The organism is Lentzea xerophila, assembly GCF_051094245.1.
Lineage (GTDB): Bacteria > Actinomycetota > Actinomycetes > Mycobacteriales > Pseudonocardiaceae > Lentzea > Lentzea xerophila.
On record NZ_CP194934.1, the window covers coordinates 1,717,813 to 1,741,999 of the forward strand.

22 protein-coding genes are annotated in these 24,187 nt (G+C 70.9%); 8 read left to right on the forward strand and 14 right to left on the reverse strand.

Annotated elements, in window-relative coordinates; genetic code table 11:
- Positions 1–21 precede the first annotated feature (21 nt).
- Positions 22–3,588 carry a cobaltochelatase subunit CobN gene (gene cobN / locus ACRSBM_RS08500; protein ID WP_434441514.1) on the forward strand — a complete coding sequence of 1,189 codons (3,567 nt, stop codon included), beginning with the start codon at positions 22–24 and terminating at the stop codon, positions 3,586–3,588.
- Here the strand turns inward: cobN and ACRSBM_RS08505 are convergent.
- Complete coding sequence (locus ACRSBM_RS08505; RefSeq protein ID WP_434441517.1) at positions 3,549–4,226, reverse strand: helix-turn-helix transcriptional regulator; 678 nt, start codon at positions 4,224–4,226, stop codon at positions 3,549–3,551. The genes cobN and ACRSBM_RS08505 overlap by 40 nt on opposite strands.
- Positions 4,227–4,305: 79 nt before the next feature.
- On the opposite strand from ACRSBM_RS08505, the gene ACRSBM_RS08510 reads away from it, so the two are divergent.
- Both ACRSBM_RS08510 and folE read left to right on the forward strand, forming a co-directional pair.
- A complete protein-coding gene (locus ACRSBM_RS08510) occupies positions 4,306–4,683 on the forward strand; it encodes a hypothetical protein (RefSeq protein WP_434441520.1) in 378 nt (125 codons plus the stop codon).
- A complete protein-coding gene (gene folE / locus ACRSBM_RS08515; RefSeq protein WP_434441523.1) occupies positions 4,680–5,240 on the forward strand; it encodes a GTP cyclohydrolase I FolE in 561 nt (186 codons plus the stop codon). Before ACRSBM_RS08510 ends, folE begins: the two co-directional genes overlap by 4 nt.
- Here the strand turns inward: folE and ACRSBM_RS08520 are convergent.
- Together ACRSBM_RS08520 and ACRSBM_RS08525 are read right to left on the reverse strand one after the other, a co-directional pair.
- Positions 5,228–5,743, reverse strand: a complete 516-nt coding sequence (locus ACRSBM_RS08520) for an EF-hand domain-containing protein (protein ID WP_434441526.1) — start codon at positions 5,741–5,743, stop codon at positions 5,228–5,230. The genes folE and ACRSBM_RS08520 overlap by 13 nt on opposite strands.
- 56 nt (positions 5,744–5,799) lie before the next feature.
- Positions 5,800–8,349 (reverse strand): AAA family ATPase, encoded by a 2,550-nt coding sequence (locus ACRSBM_RS08525; RefSeq protein ID WP_434441529.1) that lies wholly within the window; start codon positions 8,347–8,349, stop codon positions 5,800–5,802.
- A 290-nt stretch (positions 8,350–8,639) separates the two neighbouring features.
- Here ACRSBM_RS08525 and ACRSBM_RS08530 point away from each other — a divergent pair, with 290 nt between their 5' ends.
- Positions 8,640–11,261, forward strand: a complete 2,622-nt coding sequence (locus ACRSBM_RS08530) for a LuxR C-terminal-related transcriptional regulator (protein WP_434441532.1) — start codon at positions 8,640–8,642, stop codon at positions 11,259–11,261.
- Here the strand turns inward: ACRSBM_RS08530 and ACRSBM_RS08535 are convergent.
- Genes ACRSBM_RS08535 through ACRSBM_RS08545 form a run of 3 tightly spaced genes read right to left on the reverse strand, consistent with a single transcriptional unit; the run spans position 11,215 to position 13,166 of the window.
- Positions 11,215–11,622, reverse strand: a complete 408-nt coding sequence (locus ACRSBM_RS08535) for a LapA family protein (protein WP_434441535.1) — start codon at positions 11,620–11,622, stop codon at positions 11,215–11,217. The genes ACRSBM_RS08530 and ACRSBM_RS08535 overlap by 47 nt on opposite strands.
- Positions 11,623–11,675: 53 nt before the next feature.
- Positions 11,676–12,203, reverse strand: a complete 528-nt coding sequence (locus ACRSBM_RS08540; RefSeq protein WP_434441538.1) for a DUF742 domain-containing protein — start codon at positions 12,201–12,203, stop codon at positions 11,676–11,678.
- Positions 12,204–12,242: 39 nt separating this feature from the next.
- Positions 12,243–13,166 (reverse strand): anti-sigma factor RsbA family regulatory protein, encoded by a 924-nt coding sequence (locus ACRSBM_RS08545; RefSeq protein ID WP_434441541.1) that lies wholly within the window; start codon positions 13,164–13,166, stop codon positions 12,243–12,245.
- Positions 13,167–13,268: 102 nt separating this feature from the next.
- Between ACRSBM_RS08545 and ACRSBM_RS08550 the strand changes: the two genes are divergently transcribed.
- Positions 13,269–14,090 carry a MerR family transcriptional regulator gene (locus tag ACRSBM_RS08550; protein ID WP_434441544.1) on the forward strand — a complete coding sequence of 274 codons (822 nt, stop codon included), beginning with the start codon at positions 13,269–13,271 and terminating at the stop codon, positions 14,088–14,090.
- Positions 14,091–14,164: 74 nt separating this feature from the next.
- On the opposite strand, the gene ACRSBM_RS08555 is transcribed toward ACRSBM_RS08550, so the two are convergent.
- The 3 genes from ACRSBM_RS08555 to ACRSBM_RS08565 are packed head-to-tail and all read right to left on the reverse strand — an operon-like array spanning position 14,165 to position 16,379.
- On the reverse strand, positions 14,165–14,797 hold the full coding sequence (locus ACRSBM_RS08555; RefSeq protein WP_434441547.1) for a GTP pyrophosphokinase: 633 nt from the start codon (positions 14,795–14,797) through the stop codon (positions 14,165–14,167).
- A gap of 60 nt (positions 14,798–14,857) precedes the next feature.
- Positions 14,858–15,829: a D-cysteine desulfhydrase family protein gene (locus ACRSBM_RS08560; RefSeq protein WP_434441550.1), complete on the reverse strand. Its 972-nt coding sequence runs from the start codon at positions 15,827–15,829 to the stop codon at positions 14,858–14,860.
- Positions 15,830–15,848: 19 nt separating this feature from the next.
- Positions 15,849–16,379, reverse strand: coding sequence for an NUDIX domain-containing protein (locus ACRSBM_RS08565; protein WP_434441553.1), 531 nt, complete (start codon positions 16,377–16,379; stop codon positions 15,849–15,851).
- A 179-nt stretch (positions 16,380–16,558) separates the two neighbouring features.
- Between ACRSBM_RS08565 and ACRSBM_RS08570 the strand changes: the two genes are divergently transcribed.
- Together ACRSBM_RS08570 and ACRSBM_RS08575 are read left to right on the forward strand one after the other, a co-directional pair.
- Entirely contained in the window at positions 16,559–16,909 is a 351-nt protein-coding gene (locus tag ACRSBM_RS08570) for a hypothetical protein (RefSeq protein WP_434441556.1), read from the forward strand.
- Between the two features lie 122 nt (positions 16,910–17,031).
- Positions 17,032–18,045, forward strand: coding sequence for a hypothetical protein (locus ACRSBM_RS08575; RefSeq protein ID WP_434441559.1), 1,014 nt, complete (start codon positions 17,032–17,034; stop codon positions 18,043–18,045).
- Here the strand turns inward: ACRSBM_RS08575 and ACRSBM_RS08580 are convergent.
- Positions 18,035–19,372, reverse strand: coding sequence for an IucA/IucC family protein (locus ACRSBM_RS08580; protein WP_434441562.1), 1,338 nt, complete (start codon positions 19,370–19,372; stop codon positions 18,035–18,037). The two genes, ACRSBM_RS08575 and ACRSBM_RS08580, sit on opposite strands and share 11 nt — an antisense overlap.
- Positions 19,373–19,394: 22 nt before the next feature.
- Between ACRSBM_RS08580 and ACRSBM_RS08585 the strand changes: the two genes are divergently transcribed.
- Positions 19,395–20,843, forward strand: coding sequence for an IucA/IucC family protein (locus tag ACRSBM_RS08585; protein WP_434441565.1), 1,449 nt, complete (start codon positions 19,395–19,397; stop codon positions 20,841–20,843).
- Between the two features lie 27 nt (positions 20,844–20,870).
- On the opposite strand, the gene ACRSBM_RS08590 is transcribed toward ACRSBM_RS08585, so the two are convergent.
- The 4 genes from ACRSBM_RS08590 to ACRSBM_RS08605 all read right to left on the reverse strand — a co-directional run bounded on the left by ACRSBM_RS08590 (position 20,871) and on the right by ACRSBM_RS08605 (position 24,156).
- Positions 20,871–22,307: a WGR domain-containing protein gene (locus ACRSBM_RS08590; RefSeq protein ID WP_434441568.1), complete on the reverse strand. Its 1,437-nt coding sequence runs from the start codon at positions 22,305–22,307 to the stop codon at positions 20,871–20,873.
- 88 nt (positions 22,308–22,395) lie between these two features.
- Positions 22,396–22,995 (reverse strand): tetratricopeptide repeat protein, encoded by a 600-nt coding sequence (locus tag ACRSBM_RS08595; RefSeq protein ID WP_434441570.1) that lies wholly within the window; start codon positions 22,993–22,995, stop codon positions 22,396–22,398.
- A gap of 10 nt (positions 22,996–23,005) precedes the next feature.
- Positions 23,006–23,797 carry a hypothetical protein gene (locus ACRSBM_RS08600; RefSeq protein WP_434441575.1) on the reverse strand — a complete coding sequence of 264 codons (792 nt, stop codon included), beginning with the start codon at positions 23,795–23,797 and terminating at the stop codon, positions 23,006–23,008.
- On the reverse strand, positions 23,794–24,156 hold the full coding sequence (locus ACRSBM_RS08605) for a hypothetical protein (protein WP_434441578.1): 363 nt from the start codon (positions 24,154–24,156) through the stop codon (positions 23,794–23,796). The genes ACRSBM_RS08600 and ACRSBM_RS08605 overlap by 4 nt, the downstream gene beginning before the upstream one ends.
- Positions 24,157–24,187 lie beyond the last annotated feature (31 nt).

Here is a 24,187-nt window from a genome sequence, read left to right on the forward strand (position 1 = left end):
CCCAAGAGGGATGGAGCCCGCGTGATCCTGCTGCTGTCGACCTCCGACACCGACCTGCTGTCGGCGCGTGCGAGCGGTGCCGAGTACCGGCTCGCCAACCCCGCCCGGCTCACGGCCGACGACCTGCCCGAACTCATCCAGGACGTCGACCTCGTCCTCGTGCGCATCCTCGGCGGCCGCCGGATGTGGGAGGAAGGCCTCGACTGGCTGCTCGCCAGCGGGCTGCCGGTCGTCGTGCTCGGCGGCGAGCAGCAGCCGGACGCGGCGCTGATGGAGCTGTCGACGGTGCCGGGTGGTGTCTGCGCGGAGGCGCACCTCTACCTCGCGCACGGTGGCCCCGCGAACCTCGCCGAGCTGCACAAGTTCCTCTCCGACACGATCCTGCTGACCGGCCACGGGTTCGAGGCCCCCACCGCCACCCCGACGTGGGGTGTGCTCGAACGGGAGCCCGTCAAAGCCGAGGGTCCGACGGTCGCGGTGCTCTACTACCGCGCCCACCACGTGGCCGGGAACACGGCGTTCGTGCACGCGCTGTGCGACGCGATCGAGGCCAAGGGCGGCAGGCCGCTGCCGGTCTACTGCTCCTCGCTGCGCACCGCCGAGCCCGAGCTGCTCGACACCCTGCGCCAGGCCGACGCGCTGGTCGTGACGGTGCTGGCGGCCGGTGGCACGAACCCCGCCAAGGCGTCTGCCGGTGGCGACGACGACGCGTGGGACGTCGGTGCGCTGGCCGAGCTGGACGTGCCGATCCTGCAGGGCCTCTGCCTCACCTCCAGCCGTGAGTCGTGGGACTCCAACGACGACGGACTGTCTCCTTTGGACACCGCGACCCAGGTCGCGATCCCGGAGTTCGACGGCCGGATCATTACGGTTCCGTTCTCCTTCAAGGAGATCGATGAAGACGGCCTCACCGTCTACGTCGCCGATCCGGAACGGGCGCTGCGCGTCGCGGGCATCGCGGTCCGGCACGGGCGTCTCCGCCACATCCCCGTGGCAGACCGCAAGATCGTCGTCATGCTGTCGGCGTACCCGACGAAGCACTCCCGGATCGGCAACGCGGTCGGGCTCGACACGCCCGCGTCGACCGTCCGGCTCCTGAAGGCCATGCGGGAGCACGGGTACGACATCGGCGACGAGCTGCCGGGCGTCGAGGAGCTGGACGGCGACAAGCTGATCCACGCGCTGATCGCCGCCGGTGGCCAGGACGCGGACTGGCTGACGCAGGAGCAGTTCGAGAGCAACCCGATCCGCATCGCCGCGGCCGACTACCGCGAGTTCTACGAGACGCTGCCCGACGACTTCCGCGAGTCGATGCAGGAGCACTGGGGCGACGCGCCGGGCTCGCTCTTCGTCGACCACAGCAGGTCCAAGGACGGCGAGATCGTGCTGGCCGCGCTGCGGTCCGGCAACGTCGCGGTGATCGTCCAGCCGCCGCGCGGGTTCGGCGAGAACCCGATCGCGATCTACCACGATCCCGACCTGCCGCCGTCGCACCACTACCTCGCGGCGTACCGGTGGGTCGAGTCGAACTTCGGCGCGGACGCCGTGGTGCACGTCGGCAAGCACGGCAACCTGGAGTGGTTGCCGGGCAAGACCGTCGGCATGTCGGCATCGTGCGGCACGGACGCGGCGCTCGGCGACCTGCCGCTGATCTACCCGTTCCTCGTCAACGACCCCGGTGAGGGCACGCAGGCCAAGCGGCGCGCGCACGCCACGCTGGTCGACCACCTCGTGCCGCCGATGGCCCGCGCCGACAGCTACGGCGACATCGCGCGGCTGGAGCAGCTGCTCGACGAGTACGGGAACATCTCGGCGATGGACCCGGCCAAGGTACCGGCGATCCGCGCGCAGATCTGGACGCTGATCAAGGCCGCCAAGCTCGACCACGACCTCGGCCTGGACGACCGGCCGCACGATGCGGAGTTCGACGAGTTCATCCTGCACGTCGACGGCTGGCTGTGCGAGGTCAAGGACGTGCAGATCCGCGACGGCCTGCACATCCTCGGCGAGGCGCCGACCGGAAGCGTCCGCGTCAACCTCGTGCTCGCGATGCTGCAGGCCCGGCAGATGTGGGGCGGTCAGGTCGCCGCGCTGCCGGGGCTGCGGGAGGCGCTGGGACTCGTCGGTACCGCCCGCGAAGACGTTGACGCCGTTGAGGAACAGGCACGCGCCCTCGTCCAGGCCATGGAAGACGCGGGCTGGGATCGTGAGACCGCCAAGACCCTGCACGAGTCGACGGACGTCCAGAAGATCCTGGAGTTCGCGGCCGTCGAGGTCGTGCCCCGGCTGGCGCGGACGACCGACGAGATGACGAACGTGCTGCACGCGCTGGACGGCGGCTACATTCCCGCCGGTCCGTCCGGATCACCGTTGCGCGGCCTGGTGAACGTGCTGCCGACCGGCCGCAACTTCTACTCGGTCGACCCGAAGGCGATCCCGTCGCGCCTCGCGTGGGAGACCGGCCAGGCGATGGCCGACTCGCTGCTTGAGCGCTACCGCTCTGAGAACGAAGGTGAATGGCCGCCCTCGGTCGGGTTGTCGGTCTGGGGCACGTCCGCGATGCGCACCGCCGGCGACGACATCGCCGAGGTGTTCGCGCTGCTCGGCGTGCGGCCGGTATGGGACGACCAGTCGCGCCGCGTCACCGGGCTCGAAGTGATCTCCTTGGAGGAGCTGGAAAGGCCACGCATCGACGTCACGGTCCGGATCTCCGGCTTCTTCCGGGACGCCTTCCCGCACGTCGTGTCCATGTTGGACGACGCCGTGCAGCTGGTGGCCGCACTGGACGAGCCGGCGGAGCAGAACTTCGTGCGGGCGCACATGCTCAAGGACCTGGAGGAGCACGGCGACCAGCGCAGGGCCACGTTGCGCGTCTTCGGTTCCAAGCCCGGCGCGTACGGCGCGGGTGTGCTGCCGTTGATCGACAGCCGCAACTGGCGCGACTCGTCCGACATCGCCGAGGTCTACGCGGTGTGGGGCGGCTACGCCTACGGCCGCGGGGTCGACGGTGTGGCGGCGCGCGCGGACATGGAGTCGGCGTACCGGCGGATCGCGGTGGCGGCCAAGAACATCGACACCCGCGAGCACGACATCGCCGACTCGGACGACTACTTCCAGTACCACGGCGGCATGGTCACGATGGTGAAGGCGTTGACGGGCAAGGCACCCGCCGCGTACGTCGGTGACAGCACGCGCCCGGAGGCGGTCCGCACGCGCACGCTGACCGAGGAGACGTCGCGGATCTTCCGGGCCCGCGTGGTGAACCCGCGCTGGGTCGGGGCGATGCGCAACCACGGCTACAAGGGCGCGTTCGAGCTGCAGGCGACGGTCGAGTACCTGTTCGGCTACGACGCCACCACCGGCGTCGTCGCGGACTGGATGTACGAGAAGCTGACCGAGACCTACGTCCTCGACCCGGAGACCCGCAAGTTCCTGCAGACCAGCAACCCGTGGGCGCTGCACGGCATCGCCGAGCGCCTGCTGGAGGCAGCGGACCGCAAGATGTGGGAGCACCCCGAGGAGTCCACTCTGGACGCCCTGCGCGCTGCCTACCTGGAGACCGAGGGCGACCTGGAGGACGGCGCCTGATCGAGCCGGACGCAGCACTGGCCCGGTGACGGATCGAGGCGGGCGGACACCCCGTTCGCCTCGATCCCGTCCAGCAGGCCGCTGATCAGGCACAGGTTCATCCCGCACACCAGTTGCGTGTGCCGTTGCGCCAGGCTGTGGAACGGGCAGTTGCCCAGCAGGATCGAGCCGTCCTCGTCCCGCGGCTCGAAGCCGAAGTCCTCCAACGCCTTCGACACCTCACCCGCGGCACGCGCCGCCAGGTCCGCGCCCCACTCGTAGGCGCGCCGGTTCAGGATCTCGCGCGCCGGCTCGCCCGTGGTCTCCGCCTCCAGCAACGCGTCCGTGAGCAGGTGGCTCGCGGCCTCGTAGCGCCGATCGGGCAGCGACACCTCGATCTGCTCCTCGGACCGCTGGTAGAGCTTCGCCGGTCGTCCGGCACCAGGCCCGCTGCGCCCGGAGCGCCGCTGGTGCACCACGTCCAGCAGGCCCATCTCGACCAGCTTGTCGAGGTGGAACGCGGCCGTGGTCCGCGGCAGCCGGGCGGCCTGAGCGGCCTCGTCCTTGCTGATGGGCGCGGTCTGGCGCACCACGAAGTCGTAGAGCCTGCGCCGGTTCGGCTCGTCGAGAGCCGCGACGGCGGCGACGGGGTCGGCCATCTCTAAAACCCACTTCAGTTGACTAAATTCGGTGGACGGTTCTAACGTTAGCGCAAGTTGTCGTTAGAAGGAGGAAGTCATGGCCGTCCTGACGCGTACCGATCCGGCGACCCAGGCGTTCGTGCTGCTGCGCACGGTCTTCACGGTGGCGCCGATCCTGTTCGGGCTGGACAAGTTCTTCAACGTCCTCGTGGACTGGCCGGTCTACCTGGCGCCGTGGATCGACTCGATCGTTCCCGGCACCCCGCAGACGGCGATGTACCTCGTCGGAGTGATCGAGATCGTCGCCGGCGTGCTCGTGGCGCTGCGGCCGAAGTGGGGCGGGCTGGTCGTCGCGGCCTGGCTGCTGGGCATCATCGTCAACCTGCTGACCCTGTCCGGCTACTACGACGTGGCGCTGCGCGACTTCGGTCTGCTGGTGGGCGCGCTGGCGTTGTCCCGGCTGGCGAGCCGATGACCGACCCGATCGACGTCGAGGCGGCGCGGCAGGCCGTGACCGACCTGCTCAAGGCACTGGGCAGGGACCCGTTCTCGGTGCACCTGGCCGACACCCCGCGCCGCGTCGCCGAGGCCTACGCGGAACTGCTGACGCCGCGATCGTTCAACCTGACGACGTTCCCGAACGACGAGGGCTACGACGAGCTCGTGCTGGCGCGCGGGATTCCGGTGCAGTCGTTGTGCGAGCACCACATGCTGCCGTTCCACGGCGTCGCGCACGTCGGATACCTGCCGGGGGAACGGATCCTGGGCCTGTCGAAGCTCGCGCGGGTCGTGGAGATGTTCGCCCGCGACCTGCAGGTGCAGGAACGGCTCACCAAGCAGATCGCCGACTGGCTGCAGGAACACCTGCGGCCCAAGGGAGTCGGTGTCGTGATCGAGGCCGAGCACATGTGCATGGCGCTCAGGGGCGTGCGGGTCGCCGGGTCCCGGACGGTCACGTCGGCGCTGCAGGGCGTGCTGCGGGAACAAGCCGCGTCACGTCAGGAGTTCTTCACCCTCGTTCACGCCGCCTGAACGGGCCCGAACACGTGGGAACCGGCGGCGGCAGGGTCGTCGCCCGCCCAGAACTCCGCCCACAGCGCGGAGAACTCGGCCCGCGACAGCCTGCCGTCGCCGTCGAGGTCGAGCTTGCCGAAGTCGGCCGGGCTCTCACCGCCGGTCCAGGCGTTGATCATCATCCGGAACTCGGCCTCGGAGACGTAGTCGTCGCCGTCCGCGTCCACGGCGCCGAACATCGCGTCCGCCGTCCCGTGCACCATCTCGATGCTGCCGGGCAGCACGTCGACGACGGCGAGGACGTCGTCCAGCGTCACCCGGTCGGCGCCACCCGCGACCGACTGCAGCGTCTCCCACCAGCTCAGCATCACGCGGGTCAGCAGCGCCTCGTCGCCGCCGCGCAACGCCGCCCAGCGCGCCGCGAGCAGCTCGAAGTCCTCTTCGGTCAGATAGCCGTCGCCGGTGGTGTCCATCGCGCCGAACACCAGGTCCACCTTGCGTCTCTGAAATTCGCTCGCCATGCGCAGCACGATAGGCCGAATGCCGCAACGCCAACTATCGGCCGAACGGGTCCGAACTAGTCCACGAACAGAGCATCGCTCAGCTGCGACCTGCCGGACACGCCCAGCTTTCGGTAGATCCCGGACAGCACGCCCGCGACGGCCTCCGCCGGGATGAGCAGCGTCGCCGCGATCTCCTCGTCGGAACGACCGCGGGCCGCCAGCTCCGCCAGCTGGTGCTCCGCCGGGGTCAGGGCGGTCGGGCCGGTCTGCCGCATCCGCCGAGGTCCGGCGTTCGTCGCCACCAGTTCGGAGTAGGCGCGCGCGGCCATCGCGGTGGACCCGCACTTCTGCGCCAGGTCCAGTGCGTCACGCAGGCACGTGCGCGCGTGAACCGTGTCGGCCTGTCTTCGCAGCACCACGCCGAGGTCGACCAACGCGCGCGCGAGCTCCAGGCGGGCGGGGGAGCCGCGCAGCACCTGGACGGCCTCTTCCAGCAACGTCCGCCCGGCCGTACCCGCGGTCACCCGGCCGGCCGCGCGCAACGCCATGCCCAACGCCCTCGGAGCGCCCCAGGACCGTGCCAGCTCGACCTCTTCCAGTGCGAGTTCGCGCGCCCGTTCGCCGTCGCCCATCGCCGCACAGGCGAGCGCCGCGCCGGACCGCCACGCCAGGGCCGCCGGGTTGCGGTAGGGCCAGGCCGCGCAGTGCCGTCCGGCGGCCAGGAACGCTTCCAGCGCCTCGTGATCGTCACCGCGCGCGGTCAGCATCCGTCCACGTACGGTCAGCACGCCGCCGAACGACCACGTGCGGCGCGCCTCGTCCGTCGACGCGTCGGCGATCACCTGAGCGGACTCGTCCAGGCGGCCCTCCTCGAGCAGGATGTCGGCGAGCAGCGCGGCGTGCCAGGTGGAGACCGCGTGCCACCGCCCGTCCTGCCGCAGATGGTCGCTCGCCACCTCCAGGTCGGCGCGGGCGGAGGCGAGATCTCCCTTGCGGCGCTGGACGTTCGCGCGCATCACGTTCGTCAGCGCGCGCAACGCCGGTGCCTGCGCGCGGTCGACCTCGTCCAGCACGGCGAGCGCCTCGTCGAGCGAGTCGGCCAGGTTCAGCGTCATCGCGGACGTCAGCGAGGACAGGACGTCCGAGGTGGAGACGAGCGGAACCGCCTCGGCGGCGCTGATGTCCCCGACCATCACGTGGTGCAGCACCCCGGCGGGCGTGTCGAGCGAGACCGCCGACGGCACGGCTTCCTGCCACACCAGCCCGTGCACGGCCAGATGCGCCTGCGCCCACGGAGAGCTCTCCGGCAGCACAACCGGAATCTCCGCCGGCTTCCCGTCCGCGTGCAGGGCGTAGGAGAGAGCCACGGCGGACTCGGCGTCGTCCACATCGGTCTGGTACGCCTCGCGCAACCGGGCGGTGGCGCCGGGGAGGTCGCCGACCAGCTCCGCGATTCCCAGTAGCCGCAACGCACGTGCCGGGTTCGCCACCGGTTCGCGCAACGCCCGCCACAGCAGGCGCGCGGCCCCGGCCGTGTCGCCCTGGCTCACCGCCTCCTGCGCGGCCCGGTCGAGCACCTCGCGCGCCCACGGCTCCAGACCGGGTGAGGTCTCCAGCAGGTGATCGGCCACGACCCGGTCCGAAGCGCCGTGCGCGCGCAACGACCGTGCTGCCCGCAGGTGCAGATCGGCCCGTGCGGGAGCGGGCATGTCGTCGAGAACGGCGGGCCCGGCCACGCCGAGCAGGTCGACGGTCCGGACGGCGTCGGCCAGCTCGGCCGGGCTCAGCCCGGTCAGTTCGGCCAGCACGCCCGGATGCGGGGACGGCCCGAGCGCCGCCAGGCAGTGCGCCGCGGTCACGACCGCGGCGGGACGGCGGCGCAGCCGGGCCGCCATGATCTCGCCGGACACCTCCGCGCCGCGCTGGGCGACCCGCCACGCGGCCCCGGCCGTCGGCGGTACCCCGTCCTCGGCCAGGGCACCGACCAGGCGCGTGAGCGCCAGCGGGTTCCCGCCGGTCGCCTCGAAGCACGCCGTCACGAACTCGGGTGCCGCCTCGCCCAGGTGGGCCGAGACGAACCGGTCCGTCTCGGCCAAGGTGAGGTGGTCCAGCGTCACCCGCCGGCACGCGGCCATGATCTCGTCGTAAGAAGGGTCGTCACACCGCTCGCCGGCTCCCACGGCCAGCACGACAGCGATGGGCAGTCGTTGAATTCGCAAGGTCAGATAGGCGAGCCAGCGCAACGACGCGGCGTCGGCCCAGTGCGCGTCGTCCACCACGACGAGCAGGCCACCGCGGGCGGCCAGAGCGGCGGCCAGCCGGTAGACGCCGTGCAGCACGGAGAACTCGGCGGTCGTGGCGGTGAGCCGCAGCGCGCCCAGCGCCTCGGCGGGCACGAGATCGGCGTCGGCCTGGTCGAAGAGCTGGGCCACGACCCCGAACGCCAGATCACCTTCGAGCGCACTGCCGCGCGCTCGCGCGACCTGCCCGCCCGAGGACTCCCACCGCGCGGCGAGGTCGTCCAGCGCCGCGGTCTTGCCGGTGCCGGGAGCGCCCTGGACCACCGTGGTCGTGCCCGGCGCCACGCTGATTCCGGCGCACCACACTTTCGGCCGGTTTTCCAAGATCTCTCCACAATCCGCCGCTGAAAGATCAGCGGAATTGATGCTAGGAGAAAGCGCTCCACTTGCCCAGGTAAAGGTTCCTGCGCTATGGGGCGTCTCAACAGGAGGGCTGCCCGTATGATCCCGCGGGCAACTACCCGAATGGGTAGCGGCAGCCTACGGGCGGCCTCGCGGAGACGTCCCAGTCATCCCAACGGCCTAGAGGTGATGCGTCAGGGCTGGTCGTGGTGCGGGTCGTTGTGGTATTGCAGCGCCTGTTCTCCGCCGCTGTGGAGCGAAAGGAAAAATGGGTGTCGGGGAATCGGGACGGGGTGTTCCGCGGGCGTGAGGGGGAACGGGAGCTCCTGAGCGGCGTGCTGGACGCCGGCACCGGCGTGGTGCTGGTCGACGGAGCGGCGGGGACCGGGAAGACGCGGTTGCTGGCCGAGATGGCCGCCGTCGCCGCGCGCCGCGGTTTCGAGGTCGCCACCGCGCAGGACGAGCTGGACCAGCCGTTCCTGTTGGCCCGCCTGGCAGAACGCCGGTTGGAGGGCCCCGCGCTCGTGGTGCTGGACGACCTCCACCTGGCCGAACCGGGAACCCTGGCCGCGTTGCGCGCGCTGCTGCCCGCCTCCGCCCACGAGAAGGTGGTGTGGCTGCTCGCCCGCCGCCGCGAGGGCGCCGACCGCCTGTTCGCCGCCGCTGCTCAGCGCGGTGCCGTGCGGATCGACCTGGGGCCGTTGACCGACGACGTGGTCGTGGACCTGGTCACCGATCTCACCGGCGGCGTCCCCGATCACGACCTCCGCGCGCTGGCGTCCACCGCCAGGGGCAATCCCGCCGAGCTGATCGGCCTCTGCGCGGCGTTGCACCAGGACGACCAGGTCGAGGTCAGCGCCGGCAACGCCACGCTGCGCGCCGACCGCTCGCCGTGGCGCACCGAGGCGTTGCTGCGCGACCGGATCAGCTCGTTGAGCGACCGGGCCCGGCACCTGCTGCAGGTCGCGTCCGTGCTCGGGCAGCGCTTCGAACCCGGTGACGTCGCGGAGATGCTGGCCTCCAGCACCGCGATCCTGTTGCCCTCACTGGACGAGGTCATCAGCGCGGGCGTCGTGACGTCGCTGGAGGACCGCCTGGCGTTCCGGCACGAGCTCCTCTGGCGGCTGGTGGCCGACTCCGTGCCGCCACCCGTCCTTCGCGCGCTGCACCGCGAGGCGGGCGAGATGCTGCTGGCCCGCGGCGACTCCGCCGTCGCCGCTGCCGAGCACCTCCTGCACGGCGCCCAGCGCGGCGACGTGCGGTCGATCGACGGACTGGTCGCGGCGGCGAAAGCCGTGCTGTGGAACGCACCGGACGCCGCCGCCGAGCTCGCGGTGCGCGCGCTCGAGCTCACCGACCAGGCTTCCGCCTCACTGGTGCACCGCACGGTCATCGCGGTCCGGGCGCTGAGCGCGGCCGGGAAGCTCGCCGCCGCCCAGGCCCTCGCGCAGGACGCCCTGTCCCGCCAGGTCTCCCCGGAGTCCGCCGCCAAGCTGCGGCACTGCATCGCCACGACGACGTTGCTGGCGGGGCGGCACGCCGAGTCGGTGGAGATCACCGAGGCGCTGCTGCAGGAGCCGGACCTGCGGCCGGAACTTGCCTCATGGGTGGAGATCACCCGCATGATGGCGCTGCTCGGCCACGACCGGCGCCGCGCGGAGGAACTGGCCGAGGCCGTCGTGCGCACCCGCCAGGGCTCACCGGACGACGTGCTGGCAACAGCCCTGGCCGTCCTCGCGGCGATCGCCCGCGACACCGGACAGCCCGGCGCGGCACTGGCACTCGCCCGCGAGGCCGCTCAGGCCAGTACGTCCCACGACCTCTCGGCCTATCCGCAGCTGCTGCTCGCGACCGTGCTCTCCGGGCTGCGGGAGTTCGCCGACGCCGGCAGCGTGGTGCGGCTGGTGCGCAGCGGGCCGTCCGCCGTGGTGGCCAAGGAGACCATGACCTCGGTCGTGCAGGCGCGGATCCTGTTGCAGGCAGGGCGGATCGACGAGGCCGCCGTCGAGGCGCGCGCCGCGCTGGCCGTGGCGGAGGAGACCGGGCACGAGACGGTGGTGGCACCGGCGCTGGCGGTGCTCGCGATGGTCGCGCTGCACACCGGCGACCTGCCCGCCGCGATCGAGCACGCCGGGCGCTTCCGCGAGCAGGCCCCGGTCGACGGGATCATCTTCTCGCGCGCCTACTACCAGTGGGCCGACGTGCTCGTCACCTACGTCGGTTCCGGGCTCGACGAGGCGCTGGCGCTGCTTACCGGCTCCTACCCGGGGCTGGTGACGTCCGGGCTGTTCGCGGAGGAACCCCGCGCCGCCGGGTGGTTCGTGCGCAGGGCGCTGGAAGCGGGCGACGCGGGGCTGGCCAAGGCCGTCGTGGACCAGGTGGAACGGCTGGCCGGGGGCAACCCCGGGTTCCGCGCGGTGGCGGCGGCCGCGGTGCACGCGCGGGGCCTGCTCGACGGCGACGCGTCGTCGCTGGAGCTGGCCTCGCAGCAACACCGGGACCCGTGGGCGCGGGCGAACGCGGCCGAGGACCTCGGCGTGCTGCTCGCGGAGTCGGCCGACCGCGCGGAGTCGGTGAAGGCGCTGGAGAACGCGCTGGGCCTGTACCGGGAGATCGGCGCGTCCCGTGACAGCGCCCGCGTGCTGGGCCGGCTGCGCAAGCTCGGCCGGCGCAGGCGGGCCGCACCGGCCCGTCCCGCGTCCGGATGGTCCAGTCTGGACGACACCGAACTGGCGATCGCGAACCTCGTGGCCAAGGGTCAGACGAACCGGCAGATCTCCTCGCAGCTCTTCATGTCGCCGCACACGGTGAACTTCCACCTGCGCAAGATCTTCCGCAAGCTCGGGATCAGCTCTCGCGTCGAACTGGTGATGAGGTCTCGCGACGACCGGTGAGCCGCTTGGCCTGACGGCGCAGCTGCAGGATCCGGGCGGCGCCGATGACCGCGACCAGCAGCGCGCCGCCGATGGCCGCGAACAGCAGGCTCACGCCGAGCGGAAGGCTGAACTGACCCCACAGGAAGTGGATGGTCGTGGTGCCGCCGTTCTGCAGGATGAACACCAGCAGGAAGATCAGCACGACGATCGCGACCAGCACGGCGATCCAGGTGCCGCTGATCCGGGTGGGCCGCAGCTTCTTCGGTGCGGCCGCACCGGCGGGGGGAACCGCCGGGGGAAGAGCGGGAACATCCGGCGGAGCGGTCGGGAGGGGTTCCGTGACCGGCGTCTTCGGGGTCTCGTCGCTGGAGGTCGCCACGAAAAGATTATCGGCGACCCGGCGCCGTCCCGCGCGCTGGCGAACGGGTGGTGCTACAACCGCCGCAGGCCGGACAGCACGCGTTCGAGCAGCGCCATGTTCGGCTGCGCGCCCGGCTCGTGCACGGCGACCAGGTTCAGCGTGATCAGGTCGCTCAGCAGCACGCGCGTGACGCCGAGCGGGATCTTCATCAGCGCCGAGATCTCGGCGACCGACCGCGGCTGCAGGCACAGCCGCATCATCGCCGCCTGGTCGTTGGTGGCGTGGTACAGCCTTTCCTCGTCGGTGGAGAGCAGCGTCTCCAGCCGGAGGTCGTGGCGGGCCGTCGTGCGGCCACCGGTGCGGGCGTAGGGACGGATGAGCGAACTGTCCTGGGAGGGGGCGGGTGGTTCCTGTTCCTGCATCGGCCACTCCGGTGGCGGTTCCGGTGGGCGTTGGCGCAACGGTTGCTGACGGGGCAGTTGTTGCGTCTCCGCGCCGTTGAAATTTCCACTTTCGTCGGCGTGCAGCCGTCTGCGGATCGCCGGAGACCCGAAACGAGCCCCCGTGTAACCGATTTCCGTCGCTTCCTTGTCGTGCACGTGCCCAAGCTATAACGAAGTCGGCCAAATGTATGTCGATCACGTTGCCTTTTTGTCGCCCAGATCGAATCTGACCTGGATTGCAGTGCCCGACGACGTCGTTTGGGTGCGCACGAGATCCGCCAAACGGTTGACAAGCAACAGACCGCGACCGCCTGGTTCGTTTGCGTGAACGGGGGTGCGTCCGGCCAGAACATCGGTGATGTGACCGTTGTCGTTGACTTGGCAAACAATACTTCTGCTTTCCGCCCACACGCGCACCGTGCTCTCACCGCCGCCGTGCCGGACGCTGTTCGTCGCGAGCTCGGTGACCGCGAGCGCGAAGTCGTCGAGGCGGTCACCGGCCAGTCCGAGCTTCACCGCCTGCTCGCGTGCGAACGCCCGCACCGCCGCCATCGCACCGGCGCCGGCCGACGTGCTGGCCGCGTCGACCGGGATCTGCAGGGGCAGCGAGTGCGCGGCGACGACCACCCGTGCGGGGTGGAAGTGGTCGCTGGGGCGGTGGCCGCCCGCGTCGATCACGACCGGGTGGGTCTTCTCGGCGTCGGCCAGGATGTCGTGGCTGAGGGCGGTGGTGTCGTACGGGCACAGGATGCTGAGGTCGCGGCCGCTGAACGCGTAGTTGACCAGCGCCTCGTGCAGCGCGCACGCCGGGTACTCGACCTCGGTGCGCAGGTCCCACACCGGCTCGCTGATGATGCGGACGGCCCCGCGGTGCCGGTCGGCGAACGCGCGGAGCTCCGGGATGATCCGGCCGGGGTTGCGGCCGGTGTCCGCCATGTCGACGAACGTCACGAGGTGGGCGAACCCGCTCAGCGCGTCTCTGAGCAGCTCCAGGTTCCTGCTGGGCACCGCCACGGCGACCGGTTCGGCGCTCGCGAGTGCCTCCACCACGAACGGGACGGTCCCGTCGATGTAGGAGTCCTCGTCGGAGTAGAACAGCGCCGGATGTGCGAACGTCATGTGCCACCTCTCGTCAACGCCCCGGGGTGTGCACCCGGCGCGTTGTTCAAACCCATCATTTCTTGACCCTCACACCGTGTCAGCCCCTACACCGGAGCAGTCATGTTCACCATCGGAGACTTCGCCCATCTGGGGCGCGTGTCGGTGCGGATGCTGCGCCACTACGACGCGGTCGGGTTGCTCCTGCCGGCCCACGTGGACCCGTCGAGTGGCTACCGCTACTACACCGCCGCCCAGCTGCAACGACTCAACCGCCTGGTCGCGTTGAAGGACCTCGGCCTGACGCTGGACCAGGTCCGTGTCGTGCTCGACGAGAAACTTTCCGTCGAGCAGCTGCACGGGATGTTGTCGTTGCGGCGAGCCGAGCTACGACAGCAGATCCTCGCGGACGAGTCGCGGCTGCGGCGAGTCGAGGCACGTCTCCGCGCCATTGAGAGGGAGGGCGCCATGCCCACCGACGAGATCGTCGTGAAGCCCGTTCCCGCGGTCCGGATCGCCTGTCTGACCGCGACCGCGGCCTCGTACGAGCCGGAGGACATCGGGCCGGTGATCCAGCCGATGTACCCGCAGCTGCTCGAACGGCTGGAACGGGCCGGGGTCGCGCTCGCCGGCTACGGCATCGCGACCTACGAGCCCGCCGAGGGCGACCAGGTCGTCGTGCACGCCGGGGTGACCGTGGCCGTCGAGCCGTCGCCGGGCTACGACTTCGAGGTCGTCGACCTGCCGGCGCTGGCCGAGGCGGCGACGATCGTGCACCGCGGGTCGATGGACGGCGTCGACGCGACCTACCAGGCCGTCGCGGCGTGGATCGAGGCGCACGGGTACCAGCAGAACGGGTTCGCCCGCGAGGTCTACCTCAACTACGGCGAGGGTGACCCCGCGGACTGGGTCACCGAGCTCCAGCTGGAGATCACCAAGCCGTAGGGGTGATCACGGCGGCCGGCCACCGGGCCGGCCGCTCCGTTCGTCCGAAGTGGACTTCGCCGCGCACGACGTGGTTATGCGTCGTCGGAGTGGATGCGGCGGTGCAGCGACTCCATCCGCTCGTCGAGCTGTGCCGCGATCAGCGCCGACGACATCAGCTCGTCCACGAAGTCGGCGGGCGGGCTGTCGTCGTACTTGTAGAACAGCTTGTGCTCCAGCGTGGCCCAGAAGTCCATCGCGATGGTGCGCAGCTGCACCTCGACCTTCACGTGCTCGACCCGGTCCGACAGGAACACCGGGATTCGCACGATCAGGTGAAGGCTGCGGTAGCCGTTCGGCTTCGGGACGGCGATGTAGTCCTTGGTGCGCAGGATCTCCACGTCGTGCTGCCGGGCGAGCATCTCCTTCACCCGGTAGACGTCCGAGACGAACGGGCAGATCACCCGCACGCCCGCGATGTCGTCCAGCACGTCACCGATCGCGTCGAGGTCGAACGAGAACCCCTTGCGCCGCAGCTTCTCGAGGATGCCCTCCGGCTTCTTCACGCGGTTGGTGATGTGCTCGATCGGGTCGTGCCGGTGGACCGAGTCGAACTCCTCGCTGAGGATGCGGAGCTTCGTCATCAGCTCCTCGATCGCGAACTTGTAGACGAGCAACCGCCGTTCGAGGTCGCGAAGCAGGCTCAGGTCGTCGGCCAGGTCGGTCACGGCTCCAGGGTACTGATCACGCGGACCCACGATGGTGGTGGTCGCGCACGGCGACCGGAGTCAGAACTGGGCGACGGCTTCGGGGGCGTACCCGTAGAAGCCGGGCAGGCCGCCCGTGTGGAGGAACACGACGGGCACGTCGCTCCTCGGCGCGATCTCCCGGAACTTGACCGCCGCCTTACCGGTGTAGACCGGGTCGAGGATCACTCCCTCGGTCTCGGCGAACAGCTTCAGCACGCTCCACATCTCCGGCGTCGGCACGCCGTAGCCCGGCCCGATGGTGTCGTCGGTGACGGTGACGTGCCCGAGCCCGGGGGCGGGGCGGCCGAGGAGTGCGGCGGCGTCGGTGGTGAGGGTCCGGAGCTCCTGCTCGGCCTCCTGAGCGGTGTGCGAGACGCTCGCGGCGTGGACGGTGCCGCCCCAGCCGAGCAGCTCGGTGCCGAGCGCGATGCCCGCGGCCGTGGCGCCGCTGCCGTCCGGCACGACGATGGTGGCGTTGTCGATCCCCCGGTCGTGCAACTGCCCGACGAGCTCGACGGCGGCGGCGACGTAGCCCAGCGTGCCCAGCCCGTTCGACCCACCGACGGGCAGCGTGACCGCCGTGTCGTGGTTGATGCGCTCGTAGGCCCGCACGGTCTCGTCGGCGTCCGCGCAGACATGGACGTTCGCGCCGAACATGTGGTCCAGCACGACGTTGCCGGACCTCTCGTACGCGTCGCCCTTCATCGGCACCTTGGCCGTGAGCACGAGCTCACACCGCAGCCCGAGCTTCGCGCACGCCGCCGCGGTCTGCCGGCCGTGGTTGGTCTGCAGCGCGCCGAACGTGATGATCGTGTCCGCGCCCTGCTCGATCGCCTGGCCGAGCAGGAACTCGAGCTTGCGCAGCTTGTTGCCGCCCGCGCCGAGCCCGTTGACGTCGTCCCGCTTGATCAGGACCGGCGGGCTGCCGAGCGTGGCCGCGAGCCTCGGCGCGTCGTCCAGCGGGGTCGGCCAGCTGCCCAGGGTGACTCGGGGGAACGCGCTCAGGTCCATGCGGCGAGCTTATTCGCCCCTAGACCTCACGCCCGAACTCCGCGTACCGCGTGGTACCGCTCTCCAGGGCGGCGACGGCGAGGGTGAGCCTGCGGTGCAACGACGGGTAGATCCTCGGCCGGGCCTCGTCGAGCGTCAGGTACACCACGCCCTCCAGCTCGGGGTCGCGGGCCACGGCACCGTCCACGACCCCGCCGTCGAACACGAACTGGTGGCAGTCGCGCCAGACCCCGTTGCGCGGAGTCCAGTCGACCACCAGCAGCGGTCCCGGGGTGACGTCGAGGCCGAGCTCCTCGCGGATCTCCCGGATCGCCGCCGCCTTCGGCGACTCGTCGTCCTCGGCCATGCCGCCGGGGATGTCCAGCACCGCCTTGTACGTCGGCACGACGAACAGCACGCGTCCCGCGGAGTCGCGGATCAGGGCACCGCCGGCGCACGTCTTGGTGGGACGCCGCGACGCCACCCCCGGTTCGTACTCCAGTTCGGCCGGACCCTCGTCGAGAACGTCGGTGGCGAAGGAGGCGGGATCTCCCGCGTGCAGAGCGGACACCGGCCGATGATCACACCACCGAGTGAATCGCGCACGGGGTGGGCACCGGGTTCGTCCTGGTGGGCGGATGTTGGCGAAGTTGGCGGTCCGCAACCAAACGATCGGGGAGTACGCTGAGCGTTGTAACTCCGTGCGATCAATCGCCGATGTCCACGGCAACATCGGTGGAGGTGACGCCAATGGGGGCAACCGGTGCCGCCAAGCGCAGGCGCGACGGTAGTTCGGCCCCGTGGTCGGTGGTCGGGCTGACTGTCGTCTTCGTCGTGGTGGCCCAGGTCCAGTTCGCCATCGCGGTCGCGGAATCGGTCTGGTGGCCGGCCGTGGTCGGGGTGCTGCTGCTGGCCGTGGCGGTCGTGTTCGTGAAGACGGCGCGCAGGCTGCGTTGGGAAGACGACAACCCGTACGAGGCACCGCCCGAGGTGGCCAAGCCGCTTCCGGCGCACTACGAGGAGGCCCATGTCGACGCCGACGGAAGCCTCGCCCGTGCGGTCGGCGAAGTCGTCCACGCGTCCAGGCGCTGGCGGGCCTGACAGCCTCGTGCGGCGGAGACCGGGCCGAGCTGGGTGGCCCGGTCAGTTCGCCGTGTTCCTGAAGTCTGCGTATCGCAGGGGCTCGCGGGCCTGGTCGCCTGACGTCCCCGGACAATGGGGCCATGCCGACGTCCGCCGAGTGGCTCGCAGTGCGCGCCCACCTGCTGGAGCACCGCCACGCCCTCGCGGTGCGGGCCGTCTCGGAGTACGGGGACGTGCCCAGGGTCGCGGGCACGCCGCTGCTCACGTCGCCTGCCTGGATGCCCTCGTCGCCGGTCCCGCTGGCCGACCTGTCGCTGGAACTCACGCCCTCGCCTGGGTTCCCCGCACTGCCCGGTTCGGTGCTGCCCGACGGTTTCGGCAGCTACTCGGAGGCGATGGCCGCGCTCGCGGCGCCGGCCGTGTTCCAGAACCGCGAGACCTACCGCCTGCTCGGTTTCACCGGCCGGCACCTGACGTTCGGGCTCGGCACCTACTTCGACGGCATCGACGTCGGTGAGGCCTGCGCCCACGAGTACGCGGCCCGCTCGCTCGGTCTCACCGACGCGCTGCCGTTGCGGTCCGCGGTGGGCGATCCGTGCGATCTCCGGCGACGCCCGGCCAACGTCGCCATCAGCACTCTCACCCTGCGCCACGATCCGGCGTCCGGAGAGGCCACGTTCTTCCTGCACTGGCGCGACCCGAAGCGCGTCGGCCACGCCGGCGGGATGTACCAGGTGCTGCCCGTCGGCGTGTTCCAGGGTTCGTCCGCCGCCGATTTCTCGTTGTGGCACTGCATGATCCGCGAGTTCGCCGAAGAACTGCTCGGAGAGCCGGAGATCCACTCGGCCGACTACGCCTCCTGGCCGTTCGCACAGCGGCTCACGTCGTCGGCGCGGGTGTTCTACCTCGGCATGGGCGTGGACCCGCTGACGTTCGCCACCGACATGCTGACCGTCGCGGTGATCGAGGCCGCGCGTTTCGACGAGCTGTTCGGCGATCTGGTGTCGCACAACGAGGAGGGCCGTGTTCTGCGCGGACTTCCTTTCACCGCCTCGAACGTCGAGCGCTTCGTCCACCGTGAACCCACGCAGGCTGCCGGTGCCGCGCTGTTGTCGCTGGCGTGGCAGTGGCGTTCGGTGCTGCTCAACGCCTGAACGGGTTGCGCAGGTACGCCCACGCCGTCGTGGCCGGGTCGAGCCGCATCAACGTGAGCGGCTTGGCGGGCAGCGGGTCGTGCAGCAGCGCGTGCCGGTCGGGCGTGTCCGGGACGGCCTTCGCCACCACGTCCCACAGTTCGGCGTCCGGCGCGTCGAGCAGGTCGACCAGCCCCGTCACGGCGGTCGCGAAGAACGTGGCGAACGTCTTGGCGCGCAACGCTTCCGGGCTCGCGTGCAGCCGTGCCGGCAGGTCGGCGCGCGGGCTGACCCGGATGTCCGCGAGGTCGCGGTAGATCACCCGGTGCGGCCTGCCGTTCACGAGCCCCACCAGCAGGTTCTGCTCGTGTGCCTCCAAGGCCACACCGCGGGCGAGCAACGTCATCAACGGTGGCACGGTCAGTTCCGCGAACTCCGCGAGCCACGCGACCGGATCACTCGGCGGCGACGCGCGCAGTGCGGCGAGCGGCAGCAGGGTCTCGCCGTCGTGCGGCACGGGCTTGTCGCGCAGGATCACGCCGAGCGCGCGGTTCGGTGCGCCGTCCGTGAGCACCGCGGCGGAGGCCCGGTTGGGCTGCAGTTCGATCCCCTCGACGACGCCACCGAGGAAGTCGGACACGGTGGTGGCCGTGGTGATCGAGCCGGCGGAGATGTCCCGCACGGCCGAGGTGATCTGGGCGCTCAGCGTCGTCTTCACGTGCCAGTCGCCGGCCGACAGGGTCCGCAGCGCCATCAGCGGGCCGGCGTCCATGGTGCCGGTCGTGGGGAGGTTCAGGTGGTCGGCCTGCCACGGGTGCACCGGGAGGAGGATCCGCTCGCCGTCGCGCAGTTCGTCCGGCCAGTCGCCGAACACCACGTGGTCGCGCGCCGGATGCAGGCGCAGGGCGACCACGGGGCGGTGCTCGGGCCCGTACGCGAGGTGGTCCTGGGCGGTGAACCCGGTGCGGTTGCGGCAACACGGGTGCAGCGGGTGGCCGTCGACGACGCTCTGCTCGTGCTCCTCCAGCGTCCTGTGCGCGAACGGCGTCGTCAGCGGGCTCGTCGTGCGTGACAGGGCCAGCCCGGCCACGCTGTGGGCGACCTCGGCGGCCAGGCGTTCGGAGCGGGGCCAGCGCTGTGCGGCGACGAGATCGGCCGGGTGCTCGGTGTCGACGTGGCTGACCGGCGGCAACGGTTCGATCTCGAAGGCCCGGCGCAGGCGCGCGAGGATCGCCGCACGGGCTCCCGGCAGCTCCGCGAGGAACCTCTCCGCGCGGTCACCCTTCACCGCGGCGGCGAATTCCGTCTCGATCGGCGTTTGCGTCAGAATGATCAGATCCTGACACATCGCCAGAGGGAAGCGGGCAGCGGTGGACACGATCACTGATCCCGACGGCATCACCACGACGGCCCTGCTGAACTGCGTGCGCCGCGAGGTGGGGGAGCAGGGGCCGGACGGCACGATCCGCCTGCCCCGCACCGATGTGCTGCTGCGGGTGCGGGAGGGCCGCTGGCCGTCGGATCCCGAGATGCTCGCCGGCACGTGGCAGCCGTTGTCGTGGCACGAGCTGGCCGTGCTGGTCACCAAGGAGCTGGGCGACCCGCCGGTCGGTTTCCTCGACGAGATCGCGGGGTCACGGTCGGCCGTCGCCGCGGTTCTCGACGCCCGGCCAGCGCTTCCGCCCGACCTCTACCAGCGATCCGAACAGGCGTTGGTCGCCGGTCACCGCTACCACCCGGCGCCGAAGGGCCGCGGTGGCGTGCCGGCGTCCGAGTGGCTGCCGTACGCGCCCGAGGTGCACGCCCGCTTTTCGTTGGCGCACCTGGAAGGCGAGTTCGTCGACGATGGTGACGTCCCGCTGCCTCCCGGTGTTCTTCCGGCGCATCCGTGGCAGCTGTCGTTGCTGGGACTGCCCGGCGCGGTGGCGGATCACGAGGTGTGGCCGACGTCGTCGGTGCGCACGGTCTACGACCCGGCCGCGGACCTGTTCTACAAGTTCAGCCTCGACGTGCGGATCACCAACGACGTGCGCCGGTTGTGGGCGCACGACCTGCGCTGGATCCCGCCGCTCGCGGGCCTGCTGAGACCGGTCTTCACCGACATCGCCTCCCGCTTTCCCGGCGCGGCCTTCCTGATCGACCGCGGCTACCGGACGTCACCGGACTGGTTCGAGGGCCTCGCGGTCGTGGTGCGCGACGGTGTCCGGCAGCACCTGCTCCCCGGCGTGACTCCGTTGCTGGCGGCGGGAATCAGCGAGGGTTTCGCCGGAAACCCGTTGGACGGCTTGAGCTCCGACGACGCGCTGCGGTGGTTCCGGCAGTACGTCTCGGTCGTCGTTCCTCCGGTCCTGTACGCCTTCTTCGCGCACGGCATCGTGATGGAGTGCCACCTGCAGAACGTCGTGGTGGGCGTGGACGCCGCGGGCAGGCCGGCGCAGGCGATCTACCGCGACCCCGAGGGCATGCGCCTGCTGCCCCGCCACGCCGCCCTTCTGTCCTCTGTGGATGGACCGGGTGGTTCCTCTCGTGGCGTCTCCGAGGAGAAGGGCTGGGAGCGGCTCCAGTACTGCCTGGTCGTCAACCACCTCATCGAGATCGCCGGCGCCGTCCTGGATCGGCACCCCGAGCTGGACGTGTGGGCGGAGGCGCGGGCGGTTTTCGTGGAGTGCGCCCGTGATCACGGCTCACCCGAGCTGCTGACGTCGTTGCTGCGCCGCCCGTTCGTCCCGGCGAAGGCGAACCTGCTGCTGCGCTGGACGCGGGCGGAGGGCGCGGCGAGCCGGTACGTGGACTGCCCAAACCCGTTGTACCGGCCCTAGCTCCGCGGCCGCTGAGAGCTCGTCGTCTTACAGGAGGCGCTTGATCTCGCCCCTCGCCCGGTAGAAGCCGCCGCTCGCCGAGGTGTGGATCTCGGTCACCAGGTAGCGCGCGCCGGGGACGCGGATGTCCTTCGGGAACTGCACGGCACGACTGCGGTCGTAGCCGTCGGAGACCACACGCACCCGGAGGCGGCCGCTCTCCTGCACGCACTCCACGATGACACCGCCCTGCGGAACCGCGCTCGCCACCACGGTTTCGACCTCGGTGGTGGCCTCGACGCGCTGCCAGTGGTCGGCCTTGATGTCGTTGCGCTGCGGCAGCTGCCCCTGCTCGGCGGCGTGGATCGCGGCCGGGCTCGCGTCGATGCACGCCAGCGAGCCGTCGGTTGTGACGATGTAGAGGCGTTCGTCGCGGTACTGCATGGAGTACGCGGAACCGCAGCCCGTGCCGAGCTTCCACAGGCGCGTGCCGTCGGCGGCGAAGCAGTACACGGACGAATGGTTGTCGCCGGCGAACACGTAGTCGCCGGCCGGGGAGGTGGCGCACGAGAAGACCGCCGCGTCGCAACGGTAACGGGCCGTCTCGGCACCGGTGGCGCGCGCCAGCCGGTGCACCCAGCCGCGGCTCGTGCCCGCGAACACCTCTGTCGGCTCCTGCCAGCCGAACAGCACCGCGCCCTCGGTGTCGGTGTGCCACACGGGATCGCCGGTGCGCGCCCCGTAGTGCGTGACGCCGCGCGAGTGCCCGTGGAACACGCCTTCCGCCGCGCAGCGCACCATCCAGCCACTGCCACCGGTGCTGCGGCGCGACCACTGGAACTCGTCCTCGTGGTCGACGATCGTGATGCCGCCCTGCCGGTCGGACACGCCGAGCACGCCGTCGTCGATGTCGAGCCAGTAGATGTCGACGTCGTTCGCGATCTCGTACGCGACGCGCGGAACCTTGCCGCCCAGGTCGTACACGCGGCCGTCGTCGCAGCCCGCGTAGATCCAGAAGTCGTCGGCGACGATGCACTTCACGCCGTCCGGCAGGCCGTAGCGGCCGGTGACCCGGCCGTCGTGCGCGAGGGTGAAGACGTCGCCGCGCTCGTTGCCGACCCAGGCCTCGTCCTCGCCGATGAAGATGCCGAACGCGGGCGCGCCGGAGTGGAAGCGCCACAGCACCGGAGCCTGCCGCGCGCTCGACTGGACGCTCGTTATCTCCCGCCGGGTGATCGCCCGCCGCTGCCGCTGCCCCTTCACCGCGGGCGCGTAACCCTTGCGCACCTTCTCGCCGATCTTCTTCTCTGCGGCCTGCACCGCCTTGACCGCGTCGGCGAACGTCGACGTGCGGGTCGACCCTCGTTCGCCGATGCGGCCGAACGTGATGGTGACGGTCGTGCCGTCGACGATCACCTCGTAGAACTTGTGCGCGCCTCCGTCGGCTTCGGACAGCTCCAGGTACGTGGTGGCAGCAGCAGCCACGGTCTTCCCCCTCGTGTTGATCAGCTGGTACGGACCGTAGCAAGGGGGTCTGACAATTCTGGTCGCCGCCGGTCCTGGCCTGGCCGGATCACCTTCCCAGCCGCGAGTTGCGCAGCACGATGTCCAGCTGGTGCGCGATGTCGGCGACCAGCGGGTCGTTCTTTCCGAAGGCTCGCGTGCCCGCCTGCAGCGCCTCGCTGAGCGTGGTGATCGCGCCCTGCGCGTCGCCCTTGGTGAACAGGAAGACGCCCAGGGTCTTGGCGGTCGTGATGGTGTCCTGGTGGCGCTTGCCGAGCTTGCGCCGCTGGCGGGTCAGTGTGTCGTTCAGCAGCGGGATCGCCTCCCGGTCACCCATGAGCACCATGGCGCAGGCGAGGTTGTGCGCGATGGACAGGGTCGCGGGATGGTTGAGGCCGAAGGTGGTGAGCGCCCGGCGGTGTGCTTCGTCGTGCATGTTCCGCGACAGGTCCAGTTTCCTGAGCCGGAAGAGCACCGAGCCGAGCCGGTCGATGTTCTTGATCGTCTCCGGGTGGTCGGGTCCGAGCTGGTCCGTGTGCTCGCGCACGATCGCGCGCCACTCCGGTTCGGCGTGCTGGTACTGGCCCGCGTCGAACAGTGCCAGCGCGCTCCAGGTGCGGCGTGCGAGCTCCTCCGGGACCGGCTTTTCCTTACGACGTGCGAACCACACGGTCGCCTCCCTACTGACCGGACTTCCTCAGGCGATCGTCGATCGCCTTTCCGTCGCTGACACCGAGCACTTCCCCGAGGCCAGGCAGGTGAACGTCGATGGCGGACTCGACCAGTTCGGCGTGCTCCGCGACCGTGCCGCGCGCCCGCTGCCACGCGGTGAGCCACACCGCGCTCCCGATGATCAGCGCGGGCCACCACAGCAGGCCGGCCGTCAGGTACAGGGTTCCCCAGCCGGTGAGCGTCACGGCGTCGGCGTAGCGGGCCCGGGCGTCGCTGATCGGACGGCGGGCGTCCTCGGTGAGCAGGAGCCACACGCGGGGCCACACCAGCGCCGCGCTCACGTGGTACTCGGCCCTGACGCGTGCCTCGACGAGCCGGACGCGGTCACCGATCCACGTCGGTCGTTTCGGCAGGTACGCGTCGATCGGGACGGTGTCCGCGAGCCGGGCGGCGGCCACCGCGCGCGACCGCCGCGACCACCGGGACCGGGTGATCAGGCCGCCGGTGAGGAAACGCTCGCGCAACCACCAGCGCTGCACCACTTTCCCGATCCCGCCGGCCGCGGACCCGAGGACGCCGGCCGCGGCGGCGGCCAGTGCCATGGTCACCACCAGCTGGCCTGCCTGGGCCTTGAGGAGCTTGCTCACCTCGTTGCTCAGCCGGGTCAGGTCGAGCGCGTGAGCGTGGCCGAGCACGAAGCCGGTCGCGGCGACGGCCACGAGGAGCAGTCCCGGCAGCAGGATCGCGGTGAGCCAGTGGGCGCTGACCCGCTTGCCCGCCTCGGTCAGCAGACTGGTCATGCGGGTCGCATGGGCTCGTCGAACGCGGTGCACCGGGGCACGTGGCCGTGCTCGTCGCGGCGTGCGTGGCGGCCGCACCCGTCACGCGGGCAGACGTAGTCACCCGCGTTCGTTCCGGGCGTCGCGCCGACACCGGGGAGTGCGGCGATGCCTGCCGCCGGGCGGTCCGCCCAGCCGCGCAACGCTTCGGCCGACTCGGGCGGAAGCCACTTGAGCAACGCGCGGTGCGCCGATCCGCCCTCGCGCACCCGGCCGACGTCCCGGTCGAGCCGTGCGAGAACTCCGTTGCGGCGGGCGTGGTCGCGCAGAGAAGGCAGCTGTGCGCACCAGAGTGCGAGGAAGTCCTGCTCTTTGCCCAACGAACACTCCTCCCGCCAGTTACCGTGAGCG